This window comes from Arthrobacter sp. MAHUQ-56, assembly GCF_019710585.1.
GTDB lineage: Bacteria > Actinomycetota > Actinomycetes > Actinomycetales > Micrococcaceae > Arthrobacter.
On record NZ_JAIFZQ010000025.1, the window covers coordinates 66,399 to 91,341 of the forward strand.

21 protein-coding genes and 1 tRNA gene are annotated in these 24,943 nt (G+C 67.4%); 11 read left to right on the forward strand and 11 right to left on the reverse strand.

The window, feature by feature from the left end:
* Positions 1-3: 3 nt before the first annotated feature.
* The 4 genes from K4G53_RS19705 to K4G53_RS19720 form a co-directional block, all read right to left on the reverse strand.
* On the reverse strand, positions 4-1,137 hold the full coding sequence (locus K4G53_RS19705) for an FAD-dependent oxidoreductase (protein ID WP_221387381.1): 1,134 nt from the start codon (positions 1,135-1,137) through the stop codon (positions 4-6).
* Between the two features lie 30 nt (positions 1,138-1,167).
* Positions 1,168-2,094 carry an AEC family transporter gene (locus tag K4G53_RS19710; RefSeq protein ID WP_221387382.1) on the reverse strand — a complete coding sequence of 309 codons (927 nt, stop codon included), beginning with the start codon at positions 2,092-2,094 and terminating at the stop codon, positions 1,168-1,170.
* A gap of 53 nt (positions 2,095-2,147) precedes the next feature.
* Positions 2,148-2,573 (reverse strand): aspartate 1-decarboxylase, encoded by a 426-nt coding sequence (panD, locus tag K4G53_RS19715; RefSeq protein WP_221387383.1) that lies wholly within the window; start codon positions 2,571-2,573, stop codon positions 2,148-2,150.
* 131 nt (positions 2,574-2,704) lie between these two features.
* Positions 2,705-3,619 carry a LysR family transcriptional regulator gene (locus K4G53_RS19720; protein ID WP_221387384.1) on the reverse strand — a complete coding sequence of 305 codons (915 nt, stop codon included), beginning with the start codon at positions 3,617-3,619 and terminating at the stop codon, positions 2,705-2,707.
* A gap of 155 nt (positions 3,620-3,774) precedes the next feature.
* Here K4G53_RS19720 and K4G53_RS19725 point away from each other — a divergent pair, with 155 nt between their 5' ends.
* Entirely contained in the window at positions 3,775-5,238 is a 1,464-nt protein-coding gene (locus K4G53_RS19725) for an amino acid permease (protein ID WP_221387385.1), read from the forward strand.
* A gap of 280 nt (positions 5,239-5,518) precedes the next feature.
* On the forward strand, positions 5,519-9,025 hold the full coding sequence (locus tag K4G53_RS19730) for a bifunctional proline dehydrogenase/L-glutamate gamma-semialdehyde dehydrogenase (protein ID WP_221387386.1): 3,507 nt from the start codon (positions 5,519-5,521) through the stop codon (positions 9,023-9,025).
* A 64-nt stretch (positions 9,026-9,089) separates the two neighbouring features.
* Here the strand turns inward: K4G53_RS19730 and K4G53_RS19735 are convergent, their stop codons facing one another.
* Together K4G53_RS19735 and K4G53_RS19740 are read right to left on the reverse strand one after the other, a co-directional pair.
* Positions 9,090-9,404, reverse strand: coding sequence for a hypothetical protein (locus K4G53_RS19735; protein ID WP_221387387.1), 315 nt, complete (start codon positions 9,402-9,404; stop codon positions 9,090-9,092).
* A 166-nt stretch (positions 9,405-9,570) separates the two neighbouring features.
* On the reverse strand, positions 9,571-10,425 hold the full coding sequence (locus K4G53_RS19740; RefSeq protein ID WP_221387388.1) for a LysR substrate-binding domain-containing protein: 855 nt from the start codon (positions 10,423-10,425) through the stop codon (positions 9,571-9,573).
* A gap of 132 nt (positions 10,426-10,557) precedes the next feature.
* On the opposite strand from K4G53_RS19740, the gene K4G53_RS19745 reads away from it, so the two are divergent.
* Positions 10,558-11,937: an MFS transporter gene (locus K4G53_RS19745; protein ID WP_221387389.1), complete on the forward strand. Its 1,380-nt coding sequence runs from the start codon at positions 10,558-10,560 to the stop codon at positions 11,935-11,937.
* 35 nt (positions 11,938-11,972) lie between these two features.
* On the opposite strand, the gene K4G53_RS19750 is transcribed toward K4G53_RS19745, so the two are convergent.
* Positions 11,973-12,046, reverse strand: a tRNA-Gly gene (locus K4G53_RS19750).
* Positions 12,047-12,288: 242 nt separating this feature from the next.
* Here K4G53_RS19750 and K4G53_RS19755 point away from each other — a divergent pair.
* On the forward strand, positions 12,289-12,750 hold the full coding sequence (locus tag K4G53_RS19755; RefSeq protein ID WP_221387390.1) for an SRPBCC family protein: 462 nt from the start codon (positions 12,289-12,291) through the stop codon (positions 12,748-12,750).
* A gap of 22 nt (positions 12,751-12,772) precedes the next feature.
* Here K4G53_RS19755 and K4G53_RS19760 read toward each other — a convergent pair whose 3' ends face one another.
* On the reverse strand, positions 12,773-14,464 hold the full coding sequence (locus tag K4G53_RS19760; protein WP_308287937.1) for a CAP domain-containing protein: 1,692 nt from the start codon (positions 14,462-14,464) through the stop codon (positions 12,773-12,775).
* 162 nt (positions 14,465-14,626) lie between these two features.
* Between K4G53_RS19760 and dcd the strand changes: the two genes are divergently transcribed.
* Positions 14,627-15,202: a dCTP deaminase gene (dcd, locus tag K4G53_RS19765; RefSeq protein ID WP_221387392.1), complete on the forward strand. Its 576-nt coding sequence runs from the start codon at positions 14,627-14,629 to the stop codon at positions 15,200-15,202.
* A 7-nt stretch (positions 15,203-15,209) separates the two neighbouring features.
* Here dcd and K4G53_RS19770 read toward each other — a convergent pair whose 3' ends face one another.
* From K4G53_RS19770 to K4G53_RS19780, 3 genes are all read right to left on the reverse strand, one after another.
* Positions 15,210-16,391: a cation:proton antiporter gene (locus tag K4G53_RS19770; protein WP_221387393.1), complete on the reverse strand. Its 1,182-nt coding sequence runs from the start codon at positions 16,389-16,391 to the stop codon at positions 15,210-15,212.
* Positions 16,392-16,396: 5 nt separating this feature from the next.
* Positions 16,397-16,879: a cation:proton antiporter regulatory subunit gene (locus K4G53_RS19775; protein ID WP_221387394.1), complete on the reverse strand. Its 483-nt coding sequence runs from the start codon at positions 16,877-16,879 to the stop codon at positions 16,397-16,399.
* A gap of 66 nt (positions 16,880-16,945) precedes the next feature.
* Complete coding sequence (locus tag K4G53_RS19780; RefSeq protein ID WP_221387395.1) at positions 16,946-18,346, reverse strand: MFS transporter; 1,401 nt, start codon at positions 18,344-18,346, stop codon at positions 16,946-16,948.
* Between the two features lie 196 nt (positions 18,347-18,542).
* Here K4G53_RS19780 and K4G53_RS19785 point away from each other — a divergent pair, with 196 nt between their 5' ends.
* Genes K4G53_RS19785 through mnhG form a run of 6 tightly spaced genes read left to right on the forward strand, consistent with a single transcriptional unit; the run spans position 18,543 to position 24,941 of the window.
* Complete coding sequence (locus K4G53_RS19785; protein ID WP_221387396.1) at positions 18,543-21,587, forward strand: Na+/H+ antiporter subunit A; 3,045 nt, start codon at positions 18,543-18,545, stop codon at positions 21,585-21,587.
* Positions 21,584-22,120, forward strand: a complete 537-nt coding sequence (locus K4G53_RS19790; protein ID WP_221387397.1) for a Na(+)/H(+) antiporter subunit C — start codon at positions 21,584-21,586, stop codon at positions 22,118-22,120. The genes K4G53_RS19785 and K4G53_RS19790 overlap by 4 nt, the downstream gene beginning before the upstream one ends.
* Complete coding sequence (locus K4G53_RS19795; protein ID WP_221387398.1) at positions 22,117-23,724, forward strand: Na+/H+ antiporter subunit D; 1,608 nt, start codon at positions 22,117-22,119, stop codon at positions 23,722-23,724. Before K4G53_RS19790 ends, K4G53_RS19795 begins: the two co-directional genes overlap by 4 nt.
* Positions 23,721-24,266, forward strand: a complete 546-nt coding sequence (locus tag K4G53_RS19800) for a Na+/H+ antiporter subunit E (protein ID WP_221387399.1) — start codon at positions 23,721-23,723, stop codon at positions 24,264-24,266. Before K4G53_RS19795 ends, K4G53_RS19800 begins: the two co-directional genes overlap by 4 nt.
* Positions 24,263-24,541, forward strand: a complete 279-nt coding sequence (locus K4G53_RS19805; protein ID WP_221387400.1) for a monovalent cation/H+ antiporter complex subunit F — start codon at positions 24,263-24,265, stop codon at positions 24,539-24,541. The genes K4G53_RS19800 and K4G53_RS19805 overlap by 4 nt, the downstream gene beginning before the upstream one ends.
* The gene (gene mnhG / locus K4G53_RS19810; protein WP_221387401.1) at positions 24,531-24,941 is read left to right on the forward strand and encodes a monovalent cation/H(+) antiporter subunit G; all 411 of its coding nucleotides are present in this window, start codon (positions 24,531-24,533) and stop codon (positions 24,939-24,941) included. Before K4G53_RS19805 ends, mnhG begins: the two co-directional genes overlap by 11 nt.
* Positions 24,942-24,943: the final 2 nt, after the last annotated feature.

Consider the following 24,943-nt stretch of genomic DNA (forward strand, 5'->3'; position numbering starts at 1 on the left):
GAGCTAGCGGGACGCCCGGAAAATCTCCGGCGCGGGCCGGGTCCCGGTGGCCAGGTCCGCCAGGATCCGCCCGATCACCGGTGTGAACTTGAAGCCGTGCCCGGAGAACCCTGCCCCGATGACCACGGGCCCCACCCGGTCCAGGATGAAGTCCTCGTCCGGGGTGGTGGTGTACGTGCAGCTGATGGCCTCGAACGAGTCGGCGTCCACGCCCGGCAGCCACTGCCGGGCGTAGTCCTGCAGGGCCGCGAGCTGCGCGGGTTCCGGCAGGAAATCGCGGTGGTCCGGGTCCACCACGGGTCCTACTCCGTGCCAGCCCGCCTTGACGCCCTCGCCGGGTGTCTGCATGCCGTACACGGGGGAGTACCAGCCCTGGTAGTCCGGCCCGGGGTAGTGGTTGAACCCGGGCCACACCGCGCCGGTGTCCGTGATCCGGAAGTGCGCGGGCTGCTCCTGCGTGACCGTCAGCTGCGGGATCCGGATTTCGCCTGCGTCCTTGCCGCGGGCCCTGCCCAGCAGTTTCTCCGTCCAGCCGCCGGCAGTCACCACGGCCTGCGCTGCGGTGACCACTTCGGTGCCTGCAGCGGATTCGAGCGTCAGCCGCACGCCGTCGTCGTGCATCTCGAAGCCCACCACCTTGGTGTGGTGCCTGATCCCGGCGCCGCGGGCAGCGGCCAGCCGCTGGAAGGCGGGCAATGCTGCTTCGGGGTTGAGCTGGCCGCCGTCGGGCATGTGGAGGACCTGCTGGTCGAAGCGGATGCCGCGCCAGCGCTCGCCGGCCTCGGCGGGGTCCAGGAATTCCGCCCGGATACCGGCGGAGGTGAGGGCGGCGGCAACCTCTGCAAAGTGCGGGTTGACGCCGTGGTTGACGATGCCGGTGCGCGCCAGCAACTGCTCGCCGCTTTCCTGCTCCAGCTCCTCCCACAGCGCCAGGCCCTCGGCCAGCATGGCCACGTACTCAGGCTGGTGGTACCCGGGGTTCAGGTTCCGGGTGGCGCCGTGCGAAGCGCCGATCTTGTGCGCGGGGCCGAACTGCTCCACGAGCGTCACCTCGCGTCCGCGGCGGGACAGCGCCCAGGCGGCGGCCGAGCCCATGGCCCCGCCGCCGATCACCACGGTGTCCAGAACAGTTGTCATCAGCCCTCCAAGCTGCGGTTACGCAAACAGTTATGCCAGCAAAAGCGCGACGCCGATCATCGCCGGCACTGCCACCACGGTGGTGATCAGCACGGTGTCCTTGGCGACGGTCAGGCCGGTCTGGTACCGGCTGGCCGCCACGAAAACGTTCTGGGCCGTGGGCAGGGAGGAGGTAACCACCACCGCGAACAGCGCGTGGCCGTCCATCCCCAGGGCGAAGCGTGCGAAAAGGTAGGCGAGGGCGGGCTGGACAGCGAGCTTGAATCCACTGGCCAGCAGGGTGTCCAGCCGCCGCCCGGCCGAGGCCTGCAGCGGACGGGTACCGTTCAGGCTCATGCCGAACGCGATCAGCATCGCCGGAATGGCCGCGCCGCCAATCAGGTGGATCGGCTCCATCACCAGAGCCGGGACCTGGAAGCCCGTGCCGGCCACCAGCAGCCCCAGGCCCGAGCCGACGATCATGGGGTTGCGCAGGATCATCAGGAGGAAGCCCAGGGGAGTAGTCCGGTGGGCACTGGTGCTGGAATCCAGGATCATCAGGAACATGGGTGTGAAGAAGGCCAGCTGGAAGATCAGCAGCGGCGCCACATAGCTGGCATCGCCCAGGACATATACCGCAATGGGAATACCAAGGTTGGCCGAGTTTGCCAGCGACGCGGACATGGCGGACATCAGCGATTCGGGCAAGGCGCGCTTCAGCCAGAACCTGGCCAGGACGAAGAAGATCAAGGCCGTGGCGCTGGCAGCCACCGCGGTCACCAGCAGGGGTTCGGCGAACACTTCCTGCAGACGGGCCTTGCTGAGGGTTTCGAAAAGCAGCGCCGGGCTGGCCACGAAGAAGGTAAGGCCGCTGAGCACGGGCCGGGCATGGTCTCCAAGGATCCTGCGCCGGCCCACGAACCATCCCACCAGGATGATGCACCACACCACGAAGAAACCGGCCAGCACTCCTAGCAAGGTATTCCTCCCCGGGCATGGAGGAAGTGTCTACCGGGGTTCACGCTCCGGGTTCAGAGTGCGGCGTTGTTGAGCGCGAAAGGCGGGCGCATCATGCCGGGCGTAAAGCCCTCGGCGGGGTCGTTGCCCAGCTGGATCACCTTGTTGTTTTCGTCCACGTGGACCACTTTGGGCTGGTAGGCCTTTGCTTCCTCGGTGGTCATCTGCGCATAGGTAATCAGGATGACGAGGTCATTCTCGTGCATCAGGTGCGCTGCGGCACCGTTGATGCCGATGACGCCGGAACCGCGCTCACCGGCGATGGTGTACGTTTCCAGGCGGGCGCCGTTGGTGATGTCGACAATGGAGACCAGCTCGCCGGGCAGGATATCCGCGGCCTCCAGCAGGTCCAGGTCAACGGTGACCGAACCTACATAGTGCAGGTCGGCGTGCGTGACCGTGGCCCGGTGGATTTTGGACTTGAACATTGTTCGATTCATAACGGCACCAGTCTAGCCCCGGGTCCCCAGGACCGCAGTGACGCAGGAAACACTTGGGCTTCCCGTGACGCGCCTGCGCTGTGACCGGGCGGTCCCGTGGCGCACGGAAGGACACGTACGACGGCGGCCGGTCACCCGGCGTCGTTCCCCGCCACTGCCGCCGCGGCTGCTGCGAGGGTTTCCCGCGCCGCCAGGATGGCCGGGCGCTGCGCGCCGGAGCGGCGTACCGACGTGAAGATGGTCCGGTGCGGCTTGCCCGGAAGCTCCAGCAACTGGGCGGTGGTGCCGCGCCCGGTCCACACCAGGTCCGGCATCAGGGCCACGGCATTGCCTGACTCAATCAGGCGGGCCTGGGCCTGCAGGTCCGCGGTTTCGAAACGGACATCCGGTTCGAACCCGGCACTGCGGCATGCCTGCTCTGCCCAGTGGCGCGAGGCTGCGCCGCGGGGTTCCATGACCCAGGCGAGGTCGGCGGTGTCCGCCAGCGAACGGATCCCGGCACCGCCGGCGGCCGCCGGGGGAACGGCCAGCCTGATCGCGTCGGTGGTGAGCTTGATCCGGTCCAGTTCCGGGTACCGGGGGGCGGCGTGCCCCGGGTACTGTTCGGCGATCACCAGGTCGAAATCCCGGGCCCAGGTCTCGTGCAGCGCCGTTTCGGGCTCGCGCTGGATCATCTCAATCCGGACCTCGGGATAAGCCGTTGCCATGCGGGTCAGGGTGTCGGGCATCAGGGCCAGCGCGGCGGACTGGAACACGGCGATCTTCACGGTTCCGGTGACAGTGGTGAGCGATGCCGCGAGGTCCGCCTCCGCCTGCTCCATGGTTTCCAGAAGCTGCGCCGTGTGCGTCACCAGCACCTCGGCCTGCGGCGTCAGCTGCACCCGGCGGCCGGTCTTCCGGAGCAGTTCCACGCCCACTTCCTTCTCCAGCAGGGCGAGCTGCTGCGATACCGACGACGGGCTGTACTGCAGTGCCTCCGCCACTTCCGCGAGCGTCCCCCGGATGCTGAGTTCCCGAAGCAGGCGGAGCCGGCGCACGTCGAGCATGGCGAATTCCTAACTGAAACTAACGAATATAGGTTAGAAGTAGTCACTTTATCTAACGCAACCGCCCACGCATACTGTTGGAACCGAGTTACCCCCGTCACAGCCAGTTTCTTGGCGTGCCGCGGCGGGGTCGCACCCCAAAGCAGGAGTTCCTGATGAGCAGTAAAGATCTAAGCCAATCGATCATGCGGCGCAAGCCTATTGATGACATCGAGGAAGAGAACAAACACAGCGGTCTTTTCAAGTCCCTCGGGCTGTGGCAGCTCACCGCCATCGGCGTCGGCGGCATCATCGGCGTCGGCATCTTCTCCCTCGCGGGGCTGGTGGCCGCGGGCAGTGAAGGCAACCCGGGAGTGGGGCCCGCGGTGCTGATTTCCTTCCTGATCGCAGGCCTCGCCTCCGCGGCGGCGGCACTGTCCTACGCGGAGTTCGCGGGCATGATTCCGCGCGCCGGCTCTGCCTACACCTACGGTTATGTGGCGCTGGGCGAGGTGATCGGCTGGTTCATCGGCTGGGACCTGCTGCTCGAATACATCGCCATCGTTGCGGTAGTGGCCATCGGCATCTCCGGCTACCTTGACGCCTTCCTTGCCGGCATCGGCATCCACATGCCTGCCTGGATGACCTCCACCGTGGACGAGGGCAAGGGCGGGATCGTCAACATCCCCGCCATCCTGGTCTGCCTCCTGGTGACCTGGATCCTGTCCCGCGGCACCAAGGCCTTCGGCCGCTTCGAACTCGTGGCCGTCGCCATCAAGGTGGTCCTGATCCTCTTCATCATCGGGCTCGGCGTCTTCTACATCGACACCAACAACTACAACCCGTTCATGCCCAGCGGCTTCGGCCCCGTGGTTGCAGGTTCCGCCACCGTCTTCTTTGCCGTGTTCGGGTACGACGCCATGAGCACCGCGGCCGAGGAGGCCAAGGAGGGCAAGAAGCACATGCCCAAGGCCATCGTGCTCTCGCTCATCATCGCCATGCTGCTCTACGTGGCCGCCACCCTGGTGCTCACAGGCATGCAGAACTACAAGGACATTGATCCCAAGGCCGGCTTCGCCTCTGCCTTCACCTCCGTGGGGCTTCCCGTCATCGCCACCATCATCTCCGTGTTCGCCGTGCTGTCCATCCTCACCGTGATGTTGACCTTCCTCCTGGGCGTCACCCGCGTCTGGTTCTCGATGAGCCGCGATGGCCTGCTCCCCGGCTGGTTCGCCAAGACCGACCGCCACGGCACACCGCAGCGGGTCACCTGGATCGCAGGCGTCGCCTCCGCGTTCCTCGCCGGGGTCTTCCCCATCAAGGAGGTCGCGGACCTGACCAACATCGGCATCCTGGCCGCGTTCGTCGTCGTCTGCCTGTCCGTGATCATCTTCCGGTACAAGCGCCCGGACACGCCGCGCACGTTCCGCCTGCCCCTGATGCCGCTGGTCCCTGCATTCGGCGTCCTGGCCTCTGGCTTCCTGATGCTCCAGTTGCACTGGGAGACCTGGCTGCGGTTCGTGGTGTGGCTGATCATCGGTTTGGCCATCTACTTCGGGTATGGGCGCAAGCACTCCCTGATGAACCCCGACAGCCCCCGCCACCAGGAACTCGCGGAGCTGCACCGCCCGCTCACCTGACGGCGACTCCCGCAACACCTGGATAACCTCCCTCACGGCAGGTCCTCCGCCCCTAACCCGTTGCTCTATCACTTTTGGCCCCTAAACGGCCGTCTTGGGAACCAAAAGTGATAGGGCATCCGGGGGAGGCGGAGGGCCTGCCGTCGGTCGTTAAAGGGGAGGCCCAAAACATCGGTTTTCCTAACCTGTATTGGTTGGAAAAGATCGCTTTATCTTATGTGAGCGGAAGCTCATACTGGTGGAAAGACCCCTCCCACAGCGAGAAAGAATCGGGAAAACCATGACCCACGTTGCAATGGAACCGGCAGTCGCCAAGGCGGCCACCCCGCAGACGGTCGACGTCGACGTCCCCCAGGCAAAGGCCCTCGCCGACGAAGCAGTCACCCTTGTCCGGCACTGGCTCACCGAGGCCGCCAAGGTCCCCGTGGACGCGTCCGCCCAGCAGCTGGCCGGCGTGCTGAAGGACCCCAACGGCCTGGAGTTCACGGTGGGATTCGTGGACGGCGTGGTCCGCCCCGAGGACCTGAACGTCGCCGCCCGCAACCTGGCAAAGCTTGCCCCCAAAGTTCCCGCCTTCCTGCCCTGGTACATGCGCAGCGCCGTGGCTCTCGGCGGCACCATGGCCCCGGTCATGCCGCAGGTGGTCATCCCCATCGCGCGCAAGGTGCTCCGCGAAATGGTGGGCCACCTGATCGTTGACGCTACGGACGCCAAGCTGGGCCCGGCCATCGCCAGGATCAAGAAGGACGGCATCAAGCTCAACGTCAACCTCCTGGGCGAGGCGGTCCTCGGCGAGCACGAAGCCTCCCGCCGGCTCGAAGGCACCCACACCCTGCTGGCCCGCCCCGACGTCGACTACGTCTCCATCAAGGTCTCCTCCACCGTTGCCCCGCACTCCGCCTGGGCCTTCGATGAGGCCGTGGAACACGTCGTCGAAAAGCTCACCCCGCTGTTCCAGCGCGCCAACTCGTTCCCCCAGCCCAAGTTCATCAACCTGGACATGGAGGAGTACAAGGACCTGGACATGACCATCGCGGTCTTCACCAGGATCCTGGACAAGCCCGAGTTCAAGAACCTCGAGGCCGGCATCGTGCTCCAGGCCTACCTCCCGGACGCGCTGTCCGCCATGATCCGGCTGCAGGACTGGGCCGCGCGGCGCCGCGCCAACGGCGGCGCCGGCATCAAGGTCCGCGTGGTCAAGGGCGCCAACCTGCCCATGGAACAGGTGGAAGCCTCGCTCCACGAGTGGCCGCTGGCCACCTGGGGCACCAAGCAGGACTCGGACACCAGCTACAAGAGCGTCATCAACTACGCCCTGCACCCCGAGCGGATCAAAAACATCCGGATCGGCGTGGCCGGCCACAACCTGTTCGACATCGCCTTCGCCTGGCTGCTGGCAAAGCAGCGCGGCATTGCGGATTCCGTACAGCAGAGTATTGAGTTCGAGATGCTGCTGGGCATGGCGCAGGGACAGGCCGAAGCCGTGAAGAAGGACGTCGGTTCCCTGCTGCTCTACACGCCGGTGGTGCACCCCTCCGAGTTCGATGTCGCCATCGCCTACCTGATCCGCCGCCTGGAAGAGGGCGCCAGCCAGGACAACTTCATGTCCGCGGTGTTCGAACTCAGCGAGAACGAAGGCCTGTTCGAGCGCGAAAAGCAGCGGTTCCTCTCCTCGCTGGAGGCCCTGGACAACAGCGTGCCGCTGCCCAACCGCCGGCAGGACCGCAGCCTTCCGCCGGAGCCCATGCCGCACACCGGCTTCCGGAACACCCCGGACACGGATCCCGCGCTTCCCGCCAACCGTGACTGGGGCCGGGCCATCCTGGAGCGTGTGCCGTCCTCCACGCTGGGCAACGCCTCGGTCAAGGCCGCCTTCATCAAGGACGAAGCAGCGCTGAACACCGCCATCGCAACCGCTGTGGAAAAGGGCAAGGCCTGGGGCAAGCTCTCCGGCAACGAGCGCGCAGAGATCCTGCACCGCGCCGGCGACATCCTGGAGGCCCGCCGCGCCGACCTCCTCGAGGTGATGGCCAGCGAGACCGGCAAGACCATCGACCAGGGCGACCCCGAAGTCAGCGAGGCCGTCGACTTCGCCCATTACTACGCCGAGTCCGCGCGCAAGCTGGACACGGTCGACGGCGCCACGTTCGTCCCAGCCAAGCTCACCGTTGTCACCCCGCCATGGAACTTCCCGGTCGCCATCCCGGCAGGGTCCACCCTTGCGGCACTCGCCGCCGGCTCCGCCGTCGTCATCAAGCCCGCGAAGCAGGCCGCCCGCAGCGGCGCCGTGATGGTCGAGGCGCTGTGGGAGGCCGGTGTGCCCAAGGATGTCCTCACCATGGTGCAGCTGGGCGAGCGGGAGCTCGGCAAGCAGCTGATCAGCCACCCTGCCGTGGACCGCGTGATCCTCACCGGCGGTTACGAAACCGCCGAACTGTTCCGTTCCTTCCGCAAGGACCTGCCGCTCCTCGCCGAAACCAGCGGCAAGAACGCCATCATCGTCACCCCCAGCGCCGACCTGGACCTTGCGGCGAAGGACGTGGCCTACTCCGCGTTCGGCCACGCCGGCCAGAAGTGCTCCGCCGCCTCGCTGGTGATCCTGGTGGGCTCGGTGGCCAAGTCCAAGCGGTTCCACAACCAGCTGATCGACGCCGTCACCTCGCTGAAGGTGGGCTACCCGCAGGATCCCACCAGCCAGATGGGCCCGATCATCGAACCGGCCGGCGGCAAGCTCCTCAATGCCCTGACCACCCTGGGCGAGGGCGAGGACTGGGCCGTCGAACCGAAGCAGCTCGATGGCACCGGCCGGCTCTGGAGCCCGGGCGTGCGCTACGGCGTCAAGCGCGGTTCCTACTTCCACCTCACCGAGTTCTTCGGCCCCGTCCTGGGCGTGATGACCGCCGACACCCTGGAAGAGGCCATCGACATCCAGAACCAGATCGAGTACGGCCTTACAGCAGGCCTGCACTCGCTCAACTCCGAGGAACTGGGCATCTGGCTGGACTCCATCCAGGCCGGCAACCTTTACGTCAACCGCGGCATCACCGGTGCAATCGTGCAACGCCAGCCGTTCGGCGGCTGGAAGAAGTCCGCAGTCGGCGCCGGGACCAAAGCGGGCGGCCCGAACTACCTCGCGGGTCTCGGTGACTGGGCTCCTGCCACGGGCACGGCCACGGCATCCGTGACTCACGCCGGTGTGCGGCGCATCCTGAACGCGGCCGGCTCCGCCCTGCAGCCGGCCGAACTTGAGTCCGTCCAGCGGGCCCTGGCATCCGACGCCGAGGCCTGGGCGGCGGAGTTCGGCACCGCCAAGGACGTCTCCGGCCTGGGCGCGGAACGCAACATCTTCCGCTACCGGAACCTGCCCGTCACCATCCGCCTCTCCGAAGGCGCGCCGCTGGCGCACCTCGTCCGGACCGTGGCCGCCGGCGTGCTGGCGGGCTCGGCTCTGACCGTGTCCATCGCCGTCGAACTTCCCGCGCAGTTCCGCTCCGTGCTGACCGGGCTGGACATCGACGTGACGGTGGAGTCCGACGCCGGCTGGCTGGCTTCGGCGGGACGCCTTGCCGCCGCGGGGAAGCTGTCCGGTGCGCGCATCCGCCTCATCGGCGGCGACGCTTCCGCGCTTGCCGAGGCCACCGGTGGCCGCCCGGACCTCGCCGTCTACGCCCACCCGGTCACGGAGGCCGGCCGCGTGGAACTGCTGCCGTTCCTGCACGAGCAGGCCGTCAGCATCACCGCCCACCGGTTCGGCACCCCGAACCACCTCTCGGATGCACTGATCTAGCTCCGGGAACAGGGAAAGCCGGGCAGCCACCACATGGTGGCTGCCCGGCTTTCCTGATTGAGCCCTAGCCCAGGTACCAGCCCGGCGGCGTCCACGTAACGGGGACGCTGTGGGCGGAGAAATCCTCGCAGCGGGTGCAGGTGTAGGCGACTTCACCCAGCGTTGCTACGCTTCCGTCCCGTCGGTAGGTGGGTGGAATGTAAGTCTCGAGGTAGACGAATTCGTCGGTGCGGCACTTGTCGCAGGTTGGCTTACCTACGTAGCCGGAGTCCGCGGTGGCATGTCCGGCGCCGAGGTTTGCCTGGCGGGTGGACGGCCGTGCTGAAGAAAGCGGGCGCGCGTGCGCAGTGCTGAGATGGGTGTTCCTGGCTGTCGTCATTGGCTGCCTGTCCCAGGCGCCGGAGCCCCCTACGGGGCGCGCCTGTTTGTAGAACCGGCCTGCTGCTTGACCCTTGGAAAACCCAGCATAGGGGATACCGTTTCCCCTATCAATGGACACGGACCCCCTAACATGTCGAAATGCTGGATATTTCGGTGTTGGAGGGTTAAGTTTGGCGGTTAATTGTCCTTCCCACGATTGACTGGGTCAGTGCGTCGATCACCTCGGTGTTGGCCAGTGGGTTGCGGATCAGCGTAAAGTCCACGTCCCCCACCGCCGGAAGGTCAAAGCGGCGGGTGATAATCTTCAGGTCCTCGGGCACCAGCGATGTCGGCATGACGGCGACGCCAATGCCTGCGCGGACGGCGGCGAGCACCCCGCTGATCTGCCGTGTGGTGCAGGTGATCCGCCACGTCCTGCCATGGGCTTCGAGCGCATCGATGGCAAGCTTCCGGCTGAGGCTGGGGGAGGGGTAGGCGATCAGCGGCACCGGTGTGCCGGGATCGAGCGTGGTCTGCTCCAGCCCCACCCAGGAGAAGGAATCGTGCTGGACCACGGTGCCGTCCTTGGCGCCCGCCACCCACTTGACGAACACCAGGTCCAGCTGCCCGGCGTTGAGCTTGCGGTAAAGCTGGTCGCTCTGCCCCACGGTGAGTTCAAGGTTGATCTGTGGGTAGATTTGCCGGAATTCCCGCAGGATCCGCGGCAGCCCGGTGATGGCGAGGTCGTCAGCCGTGCCGAACCGGAGGCGCCCGCGCATGGCCGAGCCGGAGAAGTAGCGGGCGGCGGCGTCGTGTGCCGACAGGATGGTCCGGGCGAACCCGGCCATCGCATCGCCGTTGTCCGTGAGCCGCACGTCCCGCGTGTCCCGGCTGATCAGGGTGCGCTTCGCCGCTGCTTCGAGCTTGCGGATGTGCTGGCTGATGGTGGGCTGGGCCAGACCCAGCCGCTCCGCCGCCTTGGTGAAGCTCAGGGTGTCGGCGACGGCGAGGAAGGACCGCAGCTGCGCGGGCTCAAACATATGGCCTCCGTTGTCCAAAGGCATATTGCGGTTCGCAATACTAGTTATAGGGACCATACCTCTCCATAATCTCCTTCCGCCACCCTAGCGTTAAGGACATCCCAGACCGCCCGCAATCTTGAGGACATCCCTGTGGCACCCCCACCGCCTTCGTCGGCCTCCGTCTCCCAACCAGTCATCGACGCGGCGGGCTCCGCGCCGCCGGACCAGCAGACCCAGCCGCTGCCGGTCGTGGCGGAGCGCCTTCCGTGGCGGCATACCTTCATCTCGCTGAAGGTGCCCAACTTCCGGATCTTCGTCGTCGGCCATTTCATCGCAGTCATTGCCGTCTGGATGCAGCGCATTGCCCAGGACTGGCTGGTGCTCCAGCTTTCGGGATCCGTGACGGCGGTGGGCTTCACCGTGGCGCTGCAGTTCCTGCCGTCCCTGGTGCTGGGCCCGTGGGGCGGCATGATCGCTGACCGGTTCGCCAAGCGGAAGATCCTCATCCTGTGCCAGGCGATGGCCGCCATCCTTGCCGCCGCGCTGGCGGCCCTGGCCCTCACGGGCGCCATCCAGGTATGGCACGTCTACGCCATCGCCCTGGTGCTCGGGCTGGTCACGGTCCTTGACCAGCCGGCCCGGCAGGTCTTCGTCAACGAACTCGTGGGGCCGAAGTACCTGCGCAACGCCATCAGCGTCAACTCCACCACGTTCCAGCTAGGGGGCCTGCTCGGCCCGGCGCTCGCCGGTGTGCTCCTGACCGCGGTGGGAGCGGGGTGGGCCTTTGCCGCCAACGCCGTGGCCTGCTGCTCCACGGTGACCATGCTGCTGGTCCTGCGCAAGGACCAGCTCCACGTCAGTGCCCCGGCGCCCAAGAGCAAGGGCATGCTCCGCGAGGGGCTCCGCTACGCCTTGGGTAAGCCCACCATCTACTGGCCGTGGCTGATGGCAGGGTTCATTTCCGTGTTCGCCATGAGCCTGCCCGTAGTGCTTGCGGCCTTCGCGGACCACATCTTCCAGGCCGGCGCCGGGGGCTATGGCCTCCTCAATGCCCTGGTGGCGCTCGGTGCGCTGTGCGGTGCCGTGGCGTCCACCCGCCGTCGGCAGCTCCGGCTGCGGTCCGTGGTGTTCTGCGCCGGGATGTACGGACTCATGCTCTGCCTTGCGGTGCTGGCGCCCTCGATGGCGTGGTTTGGGGCCATGATGGTGCTGTCCGGCTTCTGGTGCCTGATGTTCCTCACCGGGTCCAACCAGCTGGTGCAGGTCAGCTCCAACATGGCGATCCGCGGACGGGTGATGAGCCTGTACATCATGGTGCTGATCGGCGGGCAGGCGCTGGGCGGGCCGATGCTGGGCTGGATCGCCGAGCATGCGGATCCGCACGCGGCGCTGCTGGTCTCCGGCGGCGTGCCCGCACTGGCGGCCCTTACGGTCGCCGGCATACTTGCACGGAAGGGCTCGCTGCAGCTGCGGGTGGATTGGCGGGACCGGCGCCATCCGCTGCAGATTGCGCGGCGGGCCGCTGCCTAAGGCTGTTTGCCCGGAAGTCACTGGCAGGCCATGGATGGAGCGGCTGACGGGAATCGAACCCGCGTATCAAGCTTGGGAAGCTAGCGCTCTACCATTGAGCTACAGCCGCGCTGCCGCCGCTCGCGCGGGGCAGAACTTAGCTTAGCGCAGATATGGCGGCTGCCCCGCCCATCCCGCTGGCGTATGCCGCGTGTCCTGTCATCCGCGGCGTCATCCAGTAACTCTTCAGTAACGTCAGCGGTGCCGGCTAGGTGCGGAGGTTGGGCGCTGGCTAACCTGATCCCCGGGTAGCCACCGCATTGGGGGAGGAGGCTATTGCGGCCGCCGACGTCAACAACAGGAACTATCTTCATGGCAATCGCAGAGCACGAGGTCCTCATAGAGCGCGACGCCATGGCTGTGTACCAATTCCTCCTGGACGCCACCAACCTCCCCCTCTGGCGCGACGACGTCCGCAGCGTGAAGCTGGCCCGGGGCCAGGCTGAAACCGTGGGCGCCGTGTACCGGAAGATGGTGGCAGGACGCTCCGGGCTGAGTATCCCCGCGGAGCTGGAGATCACCAATGCCCGCCCGGGCGCCGAAATCCGGTTCCACATTGTTTCCGGGCCGGCCACCCGCTGGGGCGGTTACTACCTCAGCACGGAAGACGCGGGAACCCGGGTCCGGTTCGCCCTGGAGGCCAGGCGCGAGGGCCGGTTCGGTTTCTTCGACCGCTTCAGTTTCCTCAACGGGATGCTCCAGCGCCGGGTCAGCTCCGATGTCGCCCAGCTGGCCCGGCTCAAGGACGTGCTGGAACTGGAACCGGCCATCTGATCCGGAGCCGCCCCCGGGACAACTATTGCGCCAGCCGCTGCCCGGTCCAGGGACCGGGAATGTTCGACGGCGATGCGAGGCTTCCGCCCGTCAGGTCCCAGTACTGCACTACGTCGTTTGCCCGGCGCAGGGCAACGCCCGTGGAGTTCAGGCCGGTGGCACTGCGCAGGGGCCTGATGCCGGTAACGTCCGTCCAGCCGCTGGCCACGGTGGGGCGGGCTTCTGCCCGCAGCGCGGTGGTGCCCCAGCCGCGGTACAGCTGCACGGAGCCGTCCGACCTGAGTGCCAGGAGGTCCTGGAACCCGTCGGCGTCGTAATCCACCATGGACAAGCGGGAAGCGGAAATGCCCGTGGCCACTGTTGCCCGCTCGGCGAGGTCCCCGGTCCCCTTGTTCGGATAGAGGAACAGGTTTCCGTAGCCGTCCAACGCCAGAATCTGGGGCATCCTGTTGTTCGCGCACCAGCCCCCCACGGCCAGGGTCAGTGTGTTCCATCCGCCTGCGCCGAGCGTGAGGGGTGCCTGGAACCCTCCGGTGGCGAGGCCCCTGTGCAGCGTCAGGTTGCCGTTGGTCCATTGCGTCAGGAGGTCGTAGGTGCCGTCGCGGTCCCAGTCGGTCACGAAGACTTCCTTGGCGCCGGTGAAGCCCGATCCGATCACCTTCGCGGCGGCGTAGGTGCGTGCGCCCGTGGAAGCCCGGTTCAGCAGCTGCCCGGCGGAGTCCACCGAGACGAGGTCGGCGGGGCCGGTGATCGCGGCGGCTGTGAGGTTCAGGGTGGGCGGCATGTGCTTGACTGGGGCATCGCACACGCTCGGGGCCGGGGGCGGGAAAGCGTTGCCGGTGCCGGCCCCAGGGGAGTCGAGGGTGCCGGCCGGCAGCGTGGTGTAGCCGAAGAAGTTCACCACGCCCCAGATTTGGTACGTGGAGTTGGTGTAGGAAATGCCGGCGCCCATCACATTGAAGCGAGGGTCCAGCAGCATCGCGTTGTGGCCCGGGGAACCCTTCCACCACTCCACCAGCTGGGCGGCATCGCGGTCAGTGCGGATGGCGATCACCTCGCCGGCGCCGTTGGTGGGGTTCAGCGCGCGCGGGTCGGTCCAGAAGCTGGCCCGGTGCTCGATCACCTCACGGGTGGCAATGCTGTCCGACCACTCCTGCGACATGCCGGCAACGGTGGGGTGGTACTTCACCTTGTTCAGCCCGTTGGCTACCCGGTACTCGTTGATCTTGGTGAACACGGTGAGGATGGCTGCCGCATTGCTGTCGGGGACGAGGGCTTCCGTGGTGGGAACTCCCGTGGCGGACTCCGGGGCGGCCAGGCGGGAGGTGGGAGGTGATGCCAGTTCGTTGTCCGGTGCCCACAGCGGAGGAATGGACACTGTTTCGGGGGGCGGGGGTGCGGCCTCCGTCGTGGTGGCAACCGGCGACGTCGGTGCCGGCACGGGGGCGAATGGCCCGGTGGCCGGGGCTGCGGCTTCCGTCGTGGCCGTGCCCGGGCCGGCAGGAACGTGAGCGCCCGGCTGGGCGGCCAGGATGTCAGGGTCCACGGCCGGGGTGAGCGGCGCCATCGCTGACCCTGTACTGACCGCGGCCGTGCCGTCGCCGTTCACTATCGGTGCCGCCAGGGAGATGCCCTGCGCTCCGGCCGCCTGGCCATGAAGCGGCTGCAGCGGTGCGGAGGCGGACGGCGAGACCAGCGCCAACGCACAGAGCACGCCAATAAAAGAGGGTGTAACCAATCTATTCACAACATCCCCAGCTCTGTCATGCCATCCGGGAGACCATCCGGCGGCTATCACTGGCAACATTAGCCCCAGTGGGCTACTGCAACAACGGGAAAATGGGGTTGGGGATAACCGATACGGTAATTTGGGACGGTGCTGATCTCTGACCGCGACATTCGTGCCGAAATTGACTCCCAGCGGATCGTGCTGGAACCCTTCGAACCCGCGATGGTGCAGCCGTCGTCGGTGGATGTCCGGATCGACAAATTCTTCCGGCTGTTCGACAACCACAAGTACGCGCACATCGACCCCGCCCAGGAGCAGCCCGAGCTGACGCGCCTGGTGGAAGTGGAGCAGGACGAGGCCTTCATCCTGCACCCCGGGGAATTTGTCCTGGGTTCAACCTACGAGACGGTCACCCTGCCCGATGACATCGCCGCCCGCCTGGAAGGCAAGTCCTCCCTGGGCCGCCTGGGACTGCTGACGCACTCCACGGCCGGGTTCATCGACCCCGGTTTCTCCGGCCACGTGACCCTTGAGCTCTCCAACATGGCCACCCTGCCCATCAAGCTGTGGCCGGGCATGAAGATTGGCCAGCTGTGCTTCTTCCGGCTGAGTTCCGCCGCGGAGTTCCCCTACGGCCAGGGCGAGTACGGCAACCGCTACCAGGGCCAGCGCGGTCCCACCGCCAGCCGCAGCCACCTGAACTTCCACCGCACCAGCATCTAGCCGGGCATTACGCCTGCGCGGCGACCGCCGGCTTCCTGGCGAATGCCTTGGTCAGCGGTTCCACGTAGCGGGCGGCCAGCGGGCCCATCACGGCCATGATCAGCACATAGGTGGTGGCCAGTGCCGCGAGTTCGCGCGGGACCGCTCCCGAGGCCACGGCCAGGCCGGCGATGACTATCGAGAATTCGCCGCGGGCCACGAGTGCGGCGCCGGCACGGAAGCGGCCCGGCCGGGCAATCCCGGCGCGCTTTGCCGCCCAGATGCCGGTGGCCATCTTGGTGGCCGCCGTGGCTACCGCCAGGACCAGCGCCCAGCCGAGTACCGGCGGGATGGTGGCGGGATCGGTGTTGAGCCCGAAGGCCACGAAGAAGATGGCCGCGAACAGGTCCCGCAGGGGTTCAAGGATGCGCGTGGCGCTGTGCGCCGTGGACCCGGAAATGGCGATGCCCAGCATGAAGGCGCCCACCGCGGCGGACACCTGCATCGCGGACGCCGCGCCCGCCACCAGCAGGGCCGCCCCGAGGACGTTGAGCAGGAAGACCTCGGAGTTTTCGCTGTGGACGGCCTTGGAGACGTGGTGCCCGTGCCGCAGCGCCACCATCAGGACCAGGCTCACCACGGCCAGGGCGATTCCCACGGTGGTCAGGCCGCCCAAGAAACTTACGCCTGCGAGGGTGGCCGTGAGGATGGGCAGGTAAACGGCCATGGCCAGGTCCTCGAACACCAGGATGGACAGCACCACGGGCGTTTCGCGGTTGCCCAGCCGGCCCAGGTCCGTGATGACCTTCGCGGCGATGCCGGACGAGGAAATGTACGTGACCCCGCCCATCACCATGGCGCCGACGAAACCCCAGTGCAGGGTCAGGGCAAGTGCTGCGCCCGGGACGAAGTTCAGGACCAGGTCAAGGACGCCGGCCTGCCACGAGCGGCGCAGCCCCGTGAACAGCTCAGCGGCCGTATATTCCAGTCCGAGCATGAGCAGCAGGAGGATGACGCCGATTTCGCCGGAGAGATGTGCGAACTCGTGCATGCCTTCGAGCTTGACGATGCCGCCGGCGCCAAACGCCAGGCCGCCCAGGAGGTAGAGCGGGATGGGGGACATTCCGATCCGTCCGGCCAGCCGGGCCAGGAGGCCGAGGCAGAACACAACGGCCCCCAGTTCGATGAGGGTCAGGGCCAACGGGTCCATGGGATTTAGCCGTGGCGCAGGATATTGGCAGCCGAGTCGAGGCCTTCCTGGGTACCCACCGCCACCAAGAGGTCGCCGGGGTGGAGCACGACGTCGGGCCCCGGCGAGGGCAGGACCTCACCTTCGCGCATGATTGCCACGATTGAGACGCCGCACCGGGTACGGATGCAGGCCTTGCCCATGGGCTGGTTCTGGAACGGGGAATCCGCGGCGATGGAGAACTGCCGGGTGACGATGCCGGGCACGTCCTTGTGCTCTTCCGTGAGTTTCATGGCCAGGTGCTGGCCGCCCAGGAGGTTCCCGAGGGTGGCGGCTTCGTCGCTGGTCAGCGGGATCGAAGCCTGGCAGGTATCGGGGTCGTCCCAGGTGGAAACGATGAGTTCCGTCTGGCCTTCCCACCGCTCCACGACGCCGATCCGGCGGCCGGAGGCTGTCATGAAGTCCTTGCGCCGGCCGAGGCCCGGAAGGTTGGTTTCTTCCACGTTCATGGTTCCAGCCTAGTCTGCCGGGCAAGACCTGGCGGGGGTGTGTTCCAAGGGCGAACAGCCGCGCCGTCAGCTGACGGGAACCACCGCAATCGGGGCTTTGTCCGGCGATTTCACCGGCAGCAGGACCAGGAGCCCGGCCAGGAGCACCACCATGATCCCCAGGATGCCCCAGCGCTGCGCCTCTCCTGCCGGCACCAGCGGTGTGGCCACGGTGATGCACAAGGTAAACAGGGCCGGTGCCAGGAAACTGACCGCGCGGCCGGTGGTCGCGTACAGCCCGAAGAGTTCGCCTGACTCACCGTGCGGGGCGAGCCGGGCGAGGTAGGCGCGGGAGGATGACTGGGCGGGGCCCACGAACAGGCAGAGGAACAGCCCGAACACCCAGAACGTGGTGCTGCCGGCCCAGTCCATGCCGAAGAAGGTGTAGGTGCCGTTGCCCAGGAGCAGGATCGCGGTGCCGGCCACGAGCAGTCCCACCAGGGAGCCGGCGATCACGGCCTTCGGGCCCACCTTGTCGTCCAGGAAGCCGCCGGCCACGGCGCCGACGGCCGCCACGACGTTCCCGAAGATGGCGAAGAAAATGACCTGCGACAGCGTGAAGCCGAAGGTCCCGGCCGCGATGATTCCGCCGAAGGTGAAGACAGCAGCCAGGCCGTCACGGAACACGGCGCTGGCCAGCAGGAAGTAGATCGTGTGCGGGCTGGTGGCGTAGATCGCCTTGATCCGCCGGAACAGGAGGCCGTAGCTGGCCAGGAATCCGAGGCGCCGGGCCTGCGGGGTCCGCGGCAGTTCGGGGACCGCGAAGAGGACCGGGAGCGCGAAGACAAAGAACCACAGGGCGGAGAAGACAGCCACCAGCCGGATGTTGAGGCTGTCCTGGGTGGACGCGCCGAACCACTGGAAAGCCGGCTGGACGAAGAGCTGCAGGACGGCCAGGAGGGCCACGATGCCGCCCAGGTAGCCGGCGCCCCAGCCAAGGCCACTGACCTTTCCGATGTTCCGCGGCGTGGAGACCTGGGCGAGCATGGCGTTGTAGTTGACCCCGGCGAATTCGAAGAAGACGTTGCCTAACGCGATCAGGGATACGCCAAGGAGCAGGAATTCCGGCCGCGGGAACACGAAGAAGCACAGTCCCGTGAGGACGGCGACGGCGGCGGAGTTGACCCCCAGCCACAGCTTGCGCCGCCCCCCGGCATCCGAACGCTGGCCGGTGACCGGTGCCAGCAGTGCGATGGCGAAGCCGGCCACCGCCAGGGCCGCACCCAGGACCGCCGAGGCGCTGTCCTCGCCGCCGAAGGCGCTGGACGTCAGGTACACGGTGAAGACAAAGGTGGTCATCACGGCGTTGAAGGCGGCGGATCCCCAGTCCCAGGAGGCCCAGGCCAGGACCTGCCCCCTGCTGGAGGGGGTTCCGGCTTCGAGTTCCGAGGCGGGCCGCATCGCCCCGGGGGCGCTGGCGCTGTTCATAGGCTGCATAGTATCCGCCCGTGGCGAACACCCGGCGGACGCCGGGCCCCTGACGCCGGGGAATTCACCGGCTTGCCGGGGCCCCGGCGCGGCAGGCAGCGCAGGAGCCTTGATAAACTGGCCTCTCCCGGATCCAACTTCTTTGCCGCCTGCTCCAACTTTTGACAATCGAATCCCTGACGTTGCGGAGACACCAGTGATAACAGTCCTTGCCGTGCACTTTTCGGTGGCTGTCCTGGCGCCCTTCCTCTTCCGGGCCTGGGGGCGGAACGCCTTCTACGCACTGGCCGCCGTTCCCGCGGCGTCCTTCGGGTGGCTCCTCTTCCAGCACGGCCCCGTCTATTCCGGATCCGGGGCGGTGGCAGAGGTCTTTGAGTGGATTCCCGGGCTGCGTCTCGAGCTCGCTTTCCGGATGGACGCGCTGGCCTGGGTCATGTCCCTGCTGGTCCTCGGCGTCGGTTCCCTGGTGCTGGTGTACTGCGCACGCTACTTCAAAAAGAAGGACCAGGATCTTGGCGCGTTCGGCGCCCAGCTGCTGGCCTTCGCCGGTGCCATGTTCGGCCTGGTGGTGGCGGATGACCTCCTGCTGCTGTTCATCTTCTGGGAACTGACCACCATCCTGTCCTACCTCCTGATCGGCTTTGCCCGGACCCGGCTGGCCGCCCGGCGGTCCGCATTGCAGGCCCTGATGGTCACCACGGCGGGCGGCCTGGCGATGCTGGTGGGCCTCATCGTGCTCGGCCATGCCGCCGGAACCTACCGCATCTCCAGCATCCTGGACCAAGCCTCCACGCTGGCTGCCGGGACGGACGGCGCGGTGGCAGGCGCCGCCGTCGTACTCATCCTGGTCGGCGCCATCACCAAGTCCGCACTGGTCCCGTTCCACTTCTGGCTGCCAGGCGCCATGGCCGCGCCCACCCCTGTCAGCGCCTACCTGCACGCCGCCGCAATGGTCAAGGCCGGCATCTACCTGGTGGCGCGCCTGGCCCCGGGGTTCTCGGAGACGCTGTACTGGCAGCCCGTGGTCCTGGGGCTGGGCCTGGCCACCATGCTGGTAGGCGGCTACCGGGCGCTGCGGCAGACCGACATCAAGCTCATCCTCGCCTACGGCACCGTCAGCCAGCTGGGCTTCCTCACTATGGCGGTGGGCCTGGGAACGCCGGACGCCGCGCTGGCCGGCCTGGCCATGCTGCTGGCCCACGGCCTGTTCAAGGCGACGCTCTTCCTGGTAGTGGGCATCATTGACCACCAGTCCGGCACCCGGGACGTCCGGAAGCTCTCCGGCGTCTTCCGCTCCTCGCGCGCGCTGGGCATCGTGGCTGCCATCGGTGCCGCGTCCATGGCGGGCGTTCCCCTGATGGGCGGTTTCGTGGCCAAGGAATCGGTGCTGGAAGCGTTCGTGCACCACGCCAAGGACGCGCAGTCCGGCCCCTGGGGCATGGTGGTCCTGGTTGGCCTGGTGCTGGGCTCCGTCCTCACCTTCGCCTACAGCGCCCGCTTCATGTGGGGGGCGTTCGCCCTCAAGCCGGGAGTGGAGCCCACTCCGTTCAAGGCCATCAGGCCCTCCTTCCTCGCCGCTCCCGCCATCCTCAGCCTGCTCACCATCGTGTACGGGCTCTGGCCGGTGCCCGCTGATGCGTGGATCCAGCCGTACGCGGCGCTGTTCGCCTCCACAGCGCCCGACGCCGGCACTCCCGGTGAGCAGGCCGGCCACCTTGCGCTGTGGCACGGCTTCACCCCCGCGCTTGGGCTGACGGCCGTCACCTTCGTCCTGGGCGCCGCCATGTACTTTGGGCGCAGCGCGGTGGCCCGCGCGCAGTCCCTGGTCCCCGCGTGGGTGGACGGCGACCGCGCCTACCAGCTCACCATCGGCGCGCTGGACGACGCCGCCGTCTGGATCACCGGCCGCACCCAGCGCGGTTCGCTGTACTACTACCTTGCCGTGATCCTCAGCGTGGCGTTCGTGCTGCCGCTCTCCGTGATCCTGCTGGCCGGCAAGGACCTGCCTGCGGACATCTACCTGGTGGATCCCAACTCCCCGCTGCAGCTGGTGGCCGGCGTGGGAATCGTCATCGGAGCCCTTGCCGCCGTCCGGGCCAACAAACGCTTCCTTGCCGTGCTGATGGTGTCCGTCACCGGCTACGGCATCGCGCTGCTGTTCGCCCTCCAGGGCGCCCCGGACCTGGCCCTGACCCAGATGCTCGTGGAGACCATCATCCTGGTGGCGTTCGTGCTGGCCATGCGCAGCCTTCCCGCTGAACTCCGCGACCGTACCGGCGGCAAGTACCGGGTGCTGCGCGTGATCATCGGGCTGGGGTTCGGCGTGACCATGGTGTTCGCCGCGATCTTCGCCATGGGCGCCCGCACCGCCATTCCCGTGTCACTGCAGTTTCCGCAGCTGGCCTACGAGGGCGGCGGCGGGCTGAACGTGGTCAACGTGACCCTGGTGGACATCCGCGCCTGGGACACCTTCGGGGAAATCAGCGTCCTGGCGCTCGCCGCCACCGGCGTGGCAAGCCTGATTTTCGTGCGCGGCCGCGGTAAGCGGCTGCAGTCCTCCGCGTCTGTTGCCGAGGGCACCGTGGGCCGCTTCCACGGGGTGGATCCCGGCTCCCGCGATGGCGCAGCGCTGGCCGTCAGCCGGAAGTTCGCGGCCGCGGCGCGCGACCCCTGGATCGTGGCCGGACGCACGCTGGCCCCGGAACGGCGGTCCATCATCTTCGAAGTGGTCACCCGGCTGATCTTCCACTCGATGATCATCTTCTCGCTTTACCTGCTGCTGGCCGGCCACAACCTGCCCGGCGGCGGCTTCGCGGGCGGGCTCACCGCGGGCCTGGCCCTCACTATGCGTTACCTGGCAGGCGGTAGGTTCGAACTCCGGGAGGCCGCGCCCCTGAGCGCCGGCGCCCTGCTGGGTTCCGGCCTGGCACTGGCAGCCGTGTCCGGCGTAATGCCCTTGCTGCTGGGCGGCCAGGTGTTCCAGTCCGCCATCATCGAGATCTGGCTTCCGTTGTTCGGGGACATCAAGTTCGTCACTTCCACCATCTTCGACATCGGCGTGTACATCGTGGTGGTCGGCCTGGTGCTGGACGTCCTGCGGAGCCTCGGCGCCGAAATCGACGAGCATTTCGAGGAACGCTCAGCAGGCTCGGGGCACCAGGGCGAAGCCGCACCAGTATTGCAACAGGAAGAGGAACCGGGCGGGATGCCTGCCGAGACCACCGCAAAGGGCAAAGCATGAGCATCAACCTGACCCTCCTGATCGTCATGGGTGCCCTGTACGCGTGCGGAATCTACCTGATCCTCGAGCGCAGCCTGACCCGTGTGCTGCTGGGGCTGATGCTACTGGCCAACGCCACCAACCTGCTGATCCTGGCAACCGGCGGCTACGCGGGCCTGGCCCCGCTGTTCTCCAAGGACATCGCGGCCCAGGACTACAACGACCCGCTGCCGCAGGCCTTGATCCTGACGTCGATCGTGATCTCCTTCGCCGTTACGGCGTTCATGCTCGGCATCATCTACCGCACCTGGGTGCTGGCGCGCCAGGACGACATCCAGGACGACGTGGAAGACCTCCGGGTGGCCGAAACCCCCAGCTTCGACGCCGAGGACGACGCCGAGGTCCCGGCCGAGACGTCCGAGTTTCCGCTGGCAACAGTCACGGCGGGCGCCCGCGAAATGCCCGCCGAGGACGCTGCGGCGGAGGAGCAGCCCGGGTCACTCAACGTCGATCCCCGCCCGATGGAAGCCAGCCCGGAAGGAGGCGGACAGTGAACATCGCAGCCCTGGCTCCGCTCGCCGTCGTACTTCCCATCCTGGGCGCCGCCCTGACCTTCCTGCTGATCCGGCACTCCCGCGCCCAGCGCGCGGTCAGCATCGCGCTGCTGTCCCTGACCCTGGCGCTTGAATGCCTGCTGCTGGCCTCGGCGTGGGAGAGCGGCACCGCCGCCGTGACCATCGGCGGCTGGCTGCCGCCCTGGGGCATCGTGATGGTGGTGGACCAGTTCTCCTCGCTGATGCTGGTGGTTTCCTCCGCGGTGAGCCTGGCCGTGCTGGTGTACGCCACCGGGCAGGGCATGGCCGACGGCGACCAGGACGCCCCGGTCTCGATCTTCCACCCCACCTACCTGATCCTGGTGGCGGGGGTGTCCAACGCCTTCCTGTCCGGCGACCTCTTCAACCTCTACGTGGGCTTCGAGATCCTGCTGACGGCAAGCTACGTGCTGATGACGCTGGGCGGCACCGGGCCGCGCATCCGGGCCGGCGTGACCTACGTGGTGGTGTCCGTGGTGTCCTCGGTGCTGTTCCTGATCGCCATCGCCATGGTCTACGGCGCCACGGGGACGGTGAACATGGCCGACCTCGCCATGAAGCTGGGCGAACTGGACCAGGGCACCAGGACCCTGCTGCACGTCATGCTGCTGGTGGCGTTCGGCATCAAGGCCGCGGTGTTCCCGCTGTCCTTCTGGCTCCCGGACTCGTACCCCACGGCCCCTGCCCCGGTCACCGCCGTGTTCGCGGGCCTGCTCACCAAGGTGGGCGTATATGCGATGGTCCGGACCGAGACGCTGCTGTTCCCGGGCGATGCCCTGAACACGCCCCTGATGGTGGCGGCACTGCTCACCATGGTGGTGGGCATTCTGGGTGCGCTGGCGCAAAGCGACGTCAAACGTCTCCTCTCGTTCACCCTGGTCAGCCATATCGGCTACATGGTGTTCGGGCTGGCCATGTCTTCCGCCGCCGGACTGGCAGCGGCCGTCTTCTACGTGGCCCACCACATCACCATCCAGACCAGCCTCTTCCTGGTGACCGGCCTGATCGAGCGGCGGGGAGGCAGCTCCTCCGTGGACCGGCTGGGCGGACTGGCCAAGCTCTCGCCCCTGCTGGCCCTGCTGTTCTTCGTCCCCGCCATGAACCTCGCCGGGATTCCGCCCTTTTCCGGGTTCCTGGGCAAGGTGGGCCTGCTGCAGGCCGGCGTGGAACTGGGGACGCCGCTTGCCTATGCCCTGGTGGTCGGCGGCGTGGTCACCAGCCTCCTGACCCTGCTGGCCGTCGCCCGGGTCTGGAACCGTGCGTTCTGGCGCCGGCCCACCGACGCCGAGCATCCGGATCCGGTGCTCCTTGCCGCACCGGCGGCGAGGGTTTCCGGTCCCGGCGCCAAGCCCAACGACACGGTGACGCTGCTGCCGCGCACCATGGTGGGCTCGACCATGGGCCTGGTGGTCATCGGGGTTGCCCTGACCCTTTTCGCCGGGCCGCTGTTCGAGCTGTCCGGCCACGCCGCACGGGACATGCTGGACCGGACCCCGTACATCCACGCGGTCCTCGGCGACGGATCCCCCGTCCCGGCCGCCCCTGTGGTGGGAGGAGGACGATGAGCCGGCAAAGGATTTCCCTGCGCCAGGAGCTGCCGCTGCTGGTGTGGCTGGTGGTTGTATGGGGGGCCCTGTGGCAGGACTTCAGCCCTGGCAACCTCCTGTTCGGCGCGCTGCTGGCAGTGGGCGTCGCGCGGCTGTTCTACCTTCCGCCGGTGGAGCTCAGCGGCCGGTTCAACATCCTGTATGCAGTGCCCTTCGCCGTGGTGTTCCTCGGCAAGGTGGCGGTGGCCAGCGCGCAGGTGTTCTACCTTGCCGTGGTCCGAGGGCCAAAGGTGACCAATGCCATCGTCGCTGTGCGGCTGCGCAGCCACCAGGACCTGCTGGTCACCGCCACGGGGCACGTGATCTCCCTGATTCCCGGATCCCTCGTGGTGGAGGTGGACAGGTCAACGTCCACCCTGTACCTGCACGCCATCAACATCACCTCCCGCGAGGACGTGGAAGGCCTGCGGAACGAGGTGCGGTCCATCGAGGCCGGCCTGATCCGGATCATGGGCACGCGGGAGGAACTCGAAGCCGTCCGAAAGGAGGCAGCCGCGTGATGGACGCAGTCCTGGCGGTGACCGCCGTCATCTTCTCCCTGGCTGCCGCCGGAGCGATCATCAGGATCGCCCGCGGCCCCTCGCTGCTGGACCGGGTGCTCGCCGCCGACGTGCTGCTGGCCATCCTGGGCGGCGCCCTGTGCATCGATATGGCGGTGAACCGGCACCTGAACAACCTCATGCTGGTGGTGGCCATTTCCATCATCGGTTTCATCGGGTCCGTCACGGTGGCCCGTTTCGTTGCCGACCGGAGGGTGGACCCCAATGAATCCTGACTTTTCCGGTCCGGACGGCTGGGTTGACCTGGCCTCGGCCGTCTTCATGGTGGTCGGTGCACTGATGTCCCTGGCGGCCGCCATCGGCCTGCTGCGCTTCCCCGACCTGATGTCCCGGATGCACGCAGCCACCAAGCCCCAGGTCCTGGGCCTGTTCCTGCTCCTGGCAGCCATCGGCCTGCAGCTGTGGACCTGGTGGGTGTGGCCGGTGCTGCTGGTGGCCTGGATCTTCCAGCTCCTCACCGTCCCCGTGTCCGCACACATGGTGGGCCGGGCGGGGTACCGCACCAAGCACCTGCACCGGGAGCTGCTCAGCGCGGACGAGCTTGAAGCCGTAGTGCAGAAAGCCGCCGCCGAGGCTGCCCGGAAGGACAGCTCCGACGACGGCGGGACGCGCTAGTT

Bases quoted from the DNA above. Each gene is read 5' to 3' on its own strand.
- K4G53_RS19790 (WP_221387397.1), top strand. From the start codon at position 21,584: ATGAGCATCAACCTGACCCTCCTGATCGTCATGGGTGCCCTGTACGCG.
- K4G53_RS19780 (WP_221387395.1), bottom strand. From the start codon at position 18,346: ATGAACAGCGCCAGCGCCCCCGGGGCGATGCGGCCCGCCTCGGAACTC.
- panD (WP_221387383.1), bottom strand. From the start codon at position 2,573: ATGAATCGAACAATGTTCAAGTCCAAAATCCACCGGGCCACGGTCACG.
- K4G53_RS19800 (WP_221387399.1), top strand. From the start codon at position 23,721: ATGAGCCGGCAAAGGATTTCCCTGCGCCAGGAGCTGCCGCTGCTGGTG.
- K4G53_RS19725 (WP_221387385.1), top strand. From the start codon at position 3,775: ATGAGCAGTAAAGATCTAAGCCAATCGATCATGCGGCGCAAGCCTATT.
- K4G53_RS19735 (WP_221387387.1), bottom strand. From the start codon at position 9,404: ATGACGACAGCCAGGAACACCCATCTCAGCACTGCGCACGCGCGCCCG.
- K4G53_RS19720 (WP_221387384.1), bottom strand. From the start codon at position 3,619: ATGCTCGACGTGCGCCGGCTCCGCCTGCTTCGGGAACTCAGCATCCGG.
- K4G53_RS19775 (WP_221387394.1), bottom strand. From the start codon at position 16,879: ATGAACGTGGAAGAAACCAACCTTCCGGGCCTCGGCCGGCGCAAGGAC.
- K4G53_RS19730 (WP_221387386.1), top strand. From the start codon at position 5,519: ATGACCCACGTTGCAATGGAACCGGCAGTCGCCAAGGCGGCCACCCCG.
- mnhG (WP_221387401.1), top strand. From the start codon at position 24,531: ATGAATCCTGACTTTTCCGGTCCGGACGGCTGGGTTGACCTGGCCTCG.
- K4G53_RS19740 (WP_221387388.1), bottom strand. From the start codon at position 10,425: ATGTTTGAGCCCGCGCAGCTGCGGTCCTTCCTCGCCGTCGCCGACACC.
- K4G53_RS19755 (WP_221387390.1), top strand. From the start codon at position 12,289: ATGGCAATCGCAGAGCACGAGGTCCTCATAGAGCGCGACGCCATGGCT.
- K4G53_RS19770 (WP_221387393.1), bottom strand. From the start codon at position 16,391: ATGGACCCGTTGGCCCTGACCCTCATCGAACTGGGGGCCGTTGTGTTC.
- K4G53_RS19705 (WP_221387381.1), bottom strand. From the start codon at position 1,137: ATGACAACTGTTCTGGACACCGTGGTGATCGGCGGCGGGGCCATGGGC.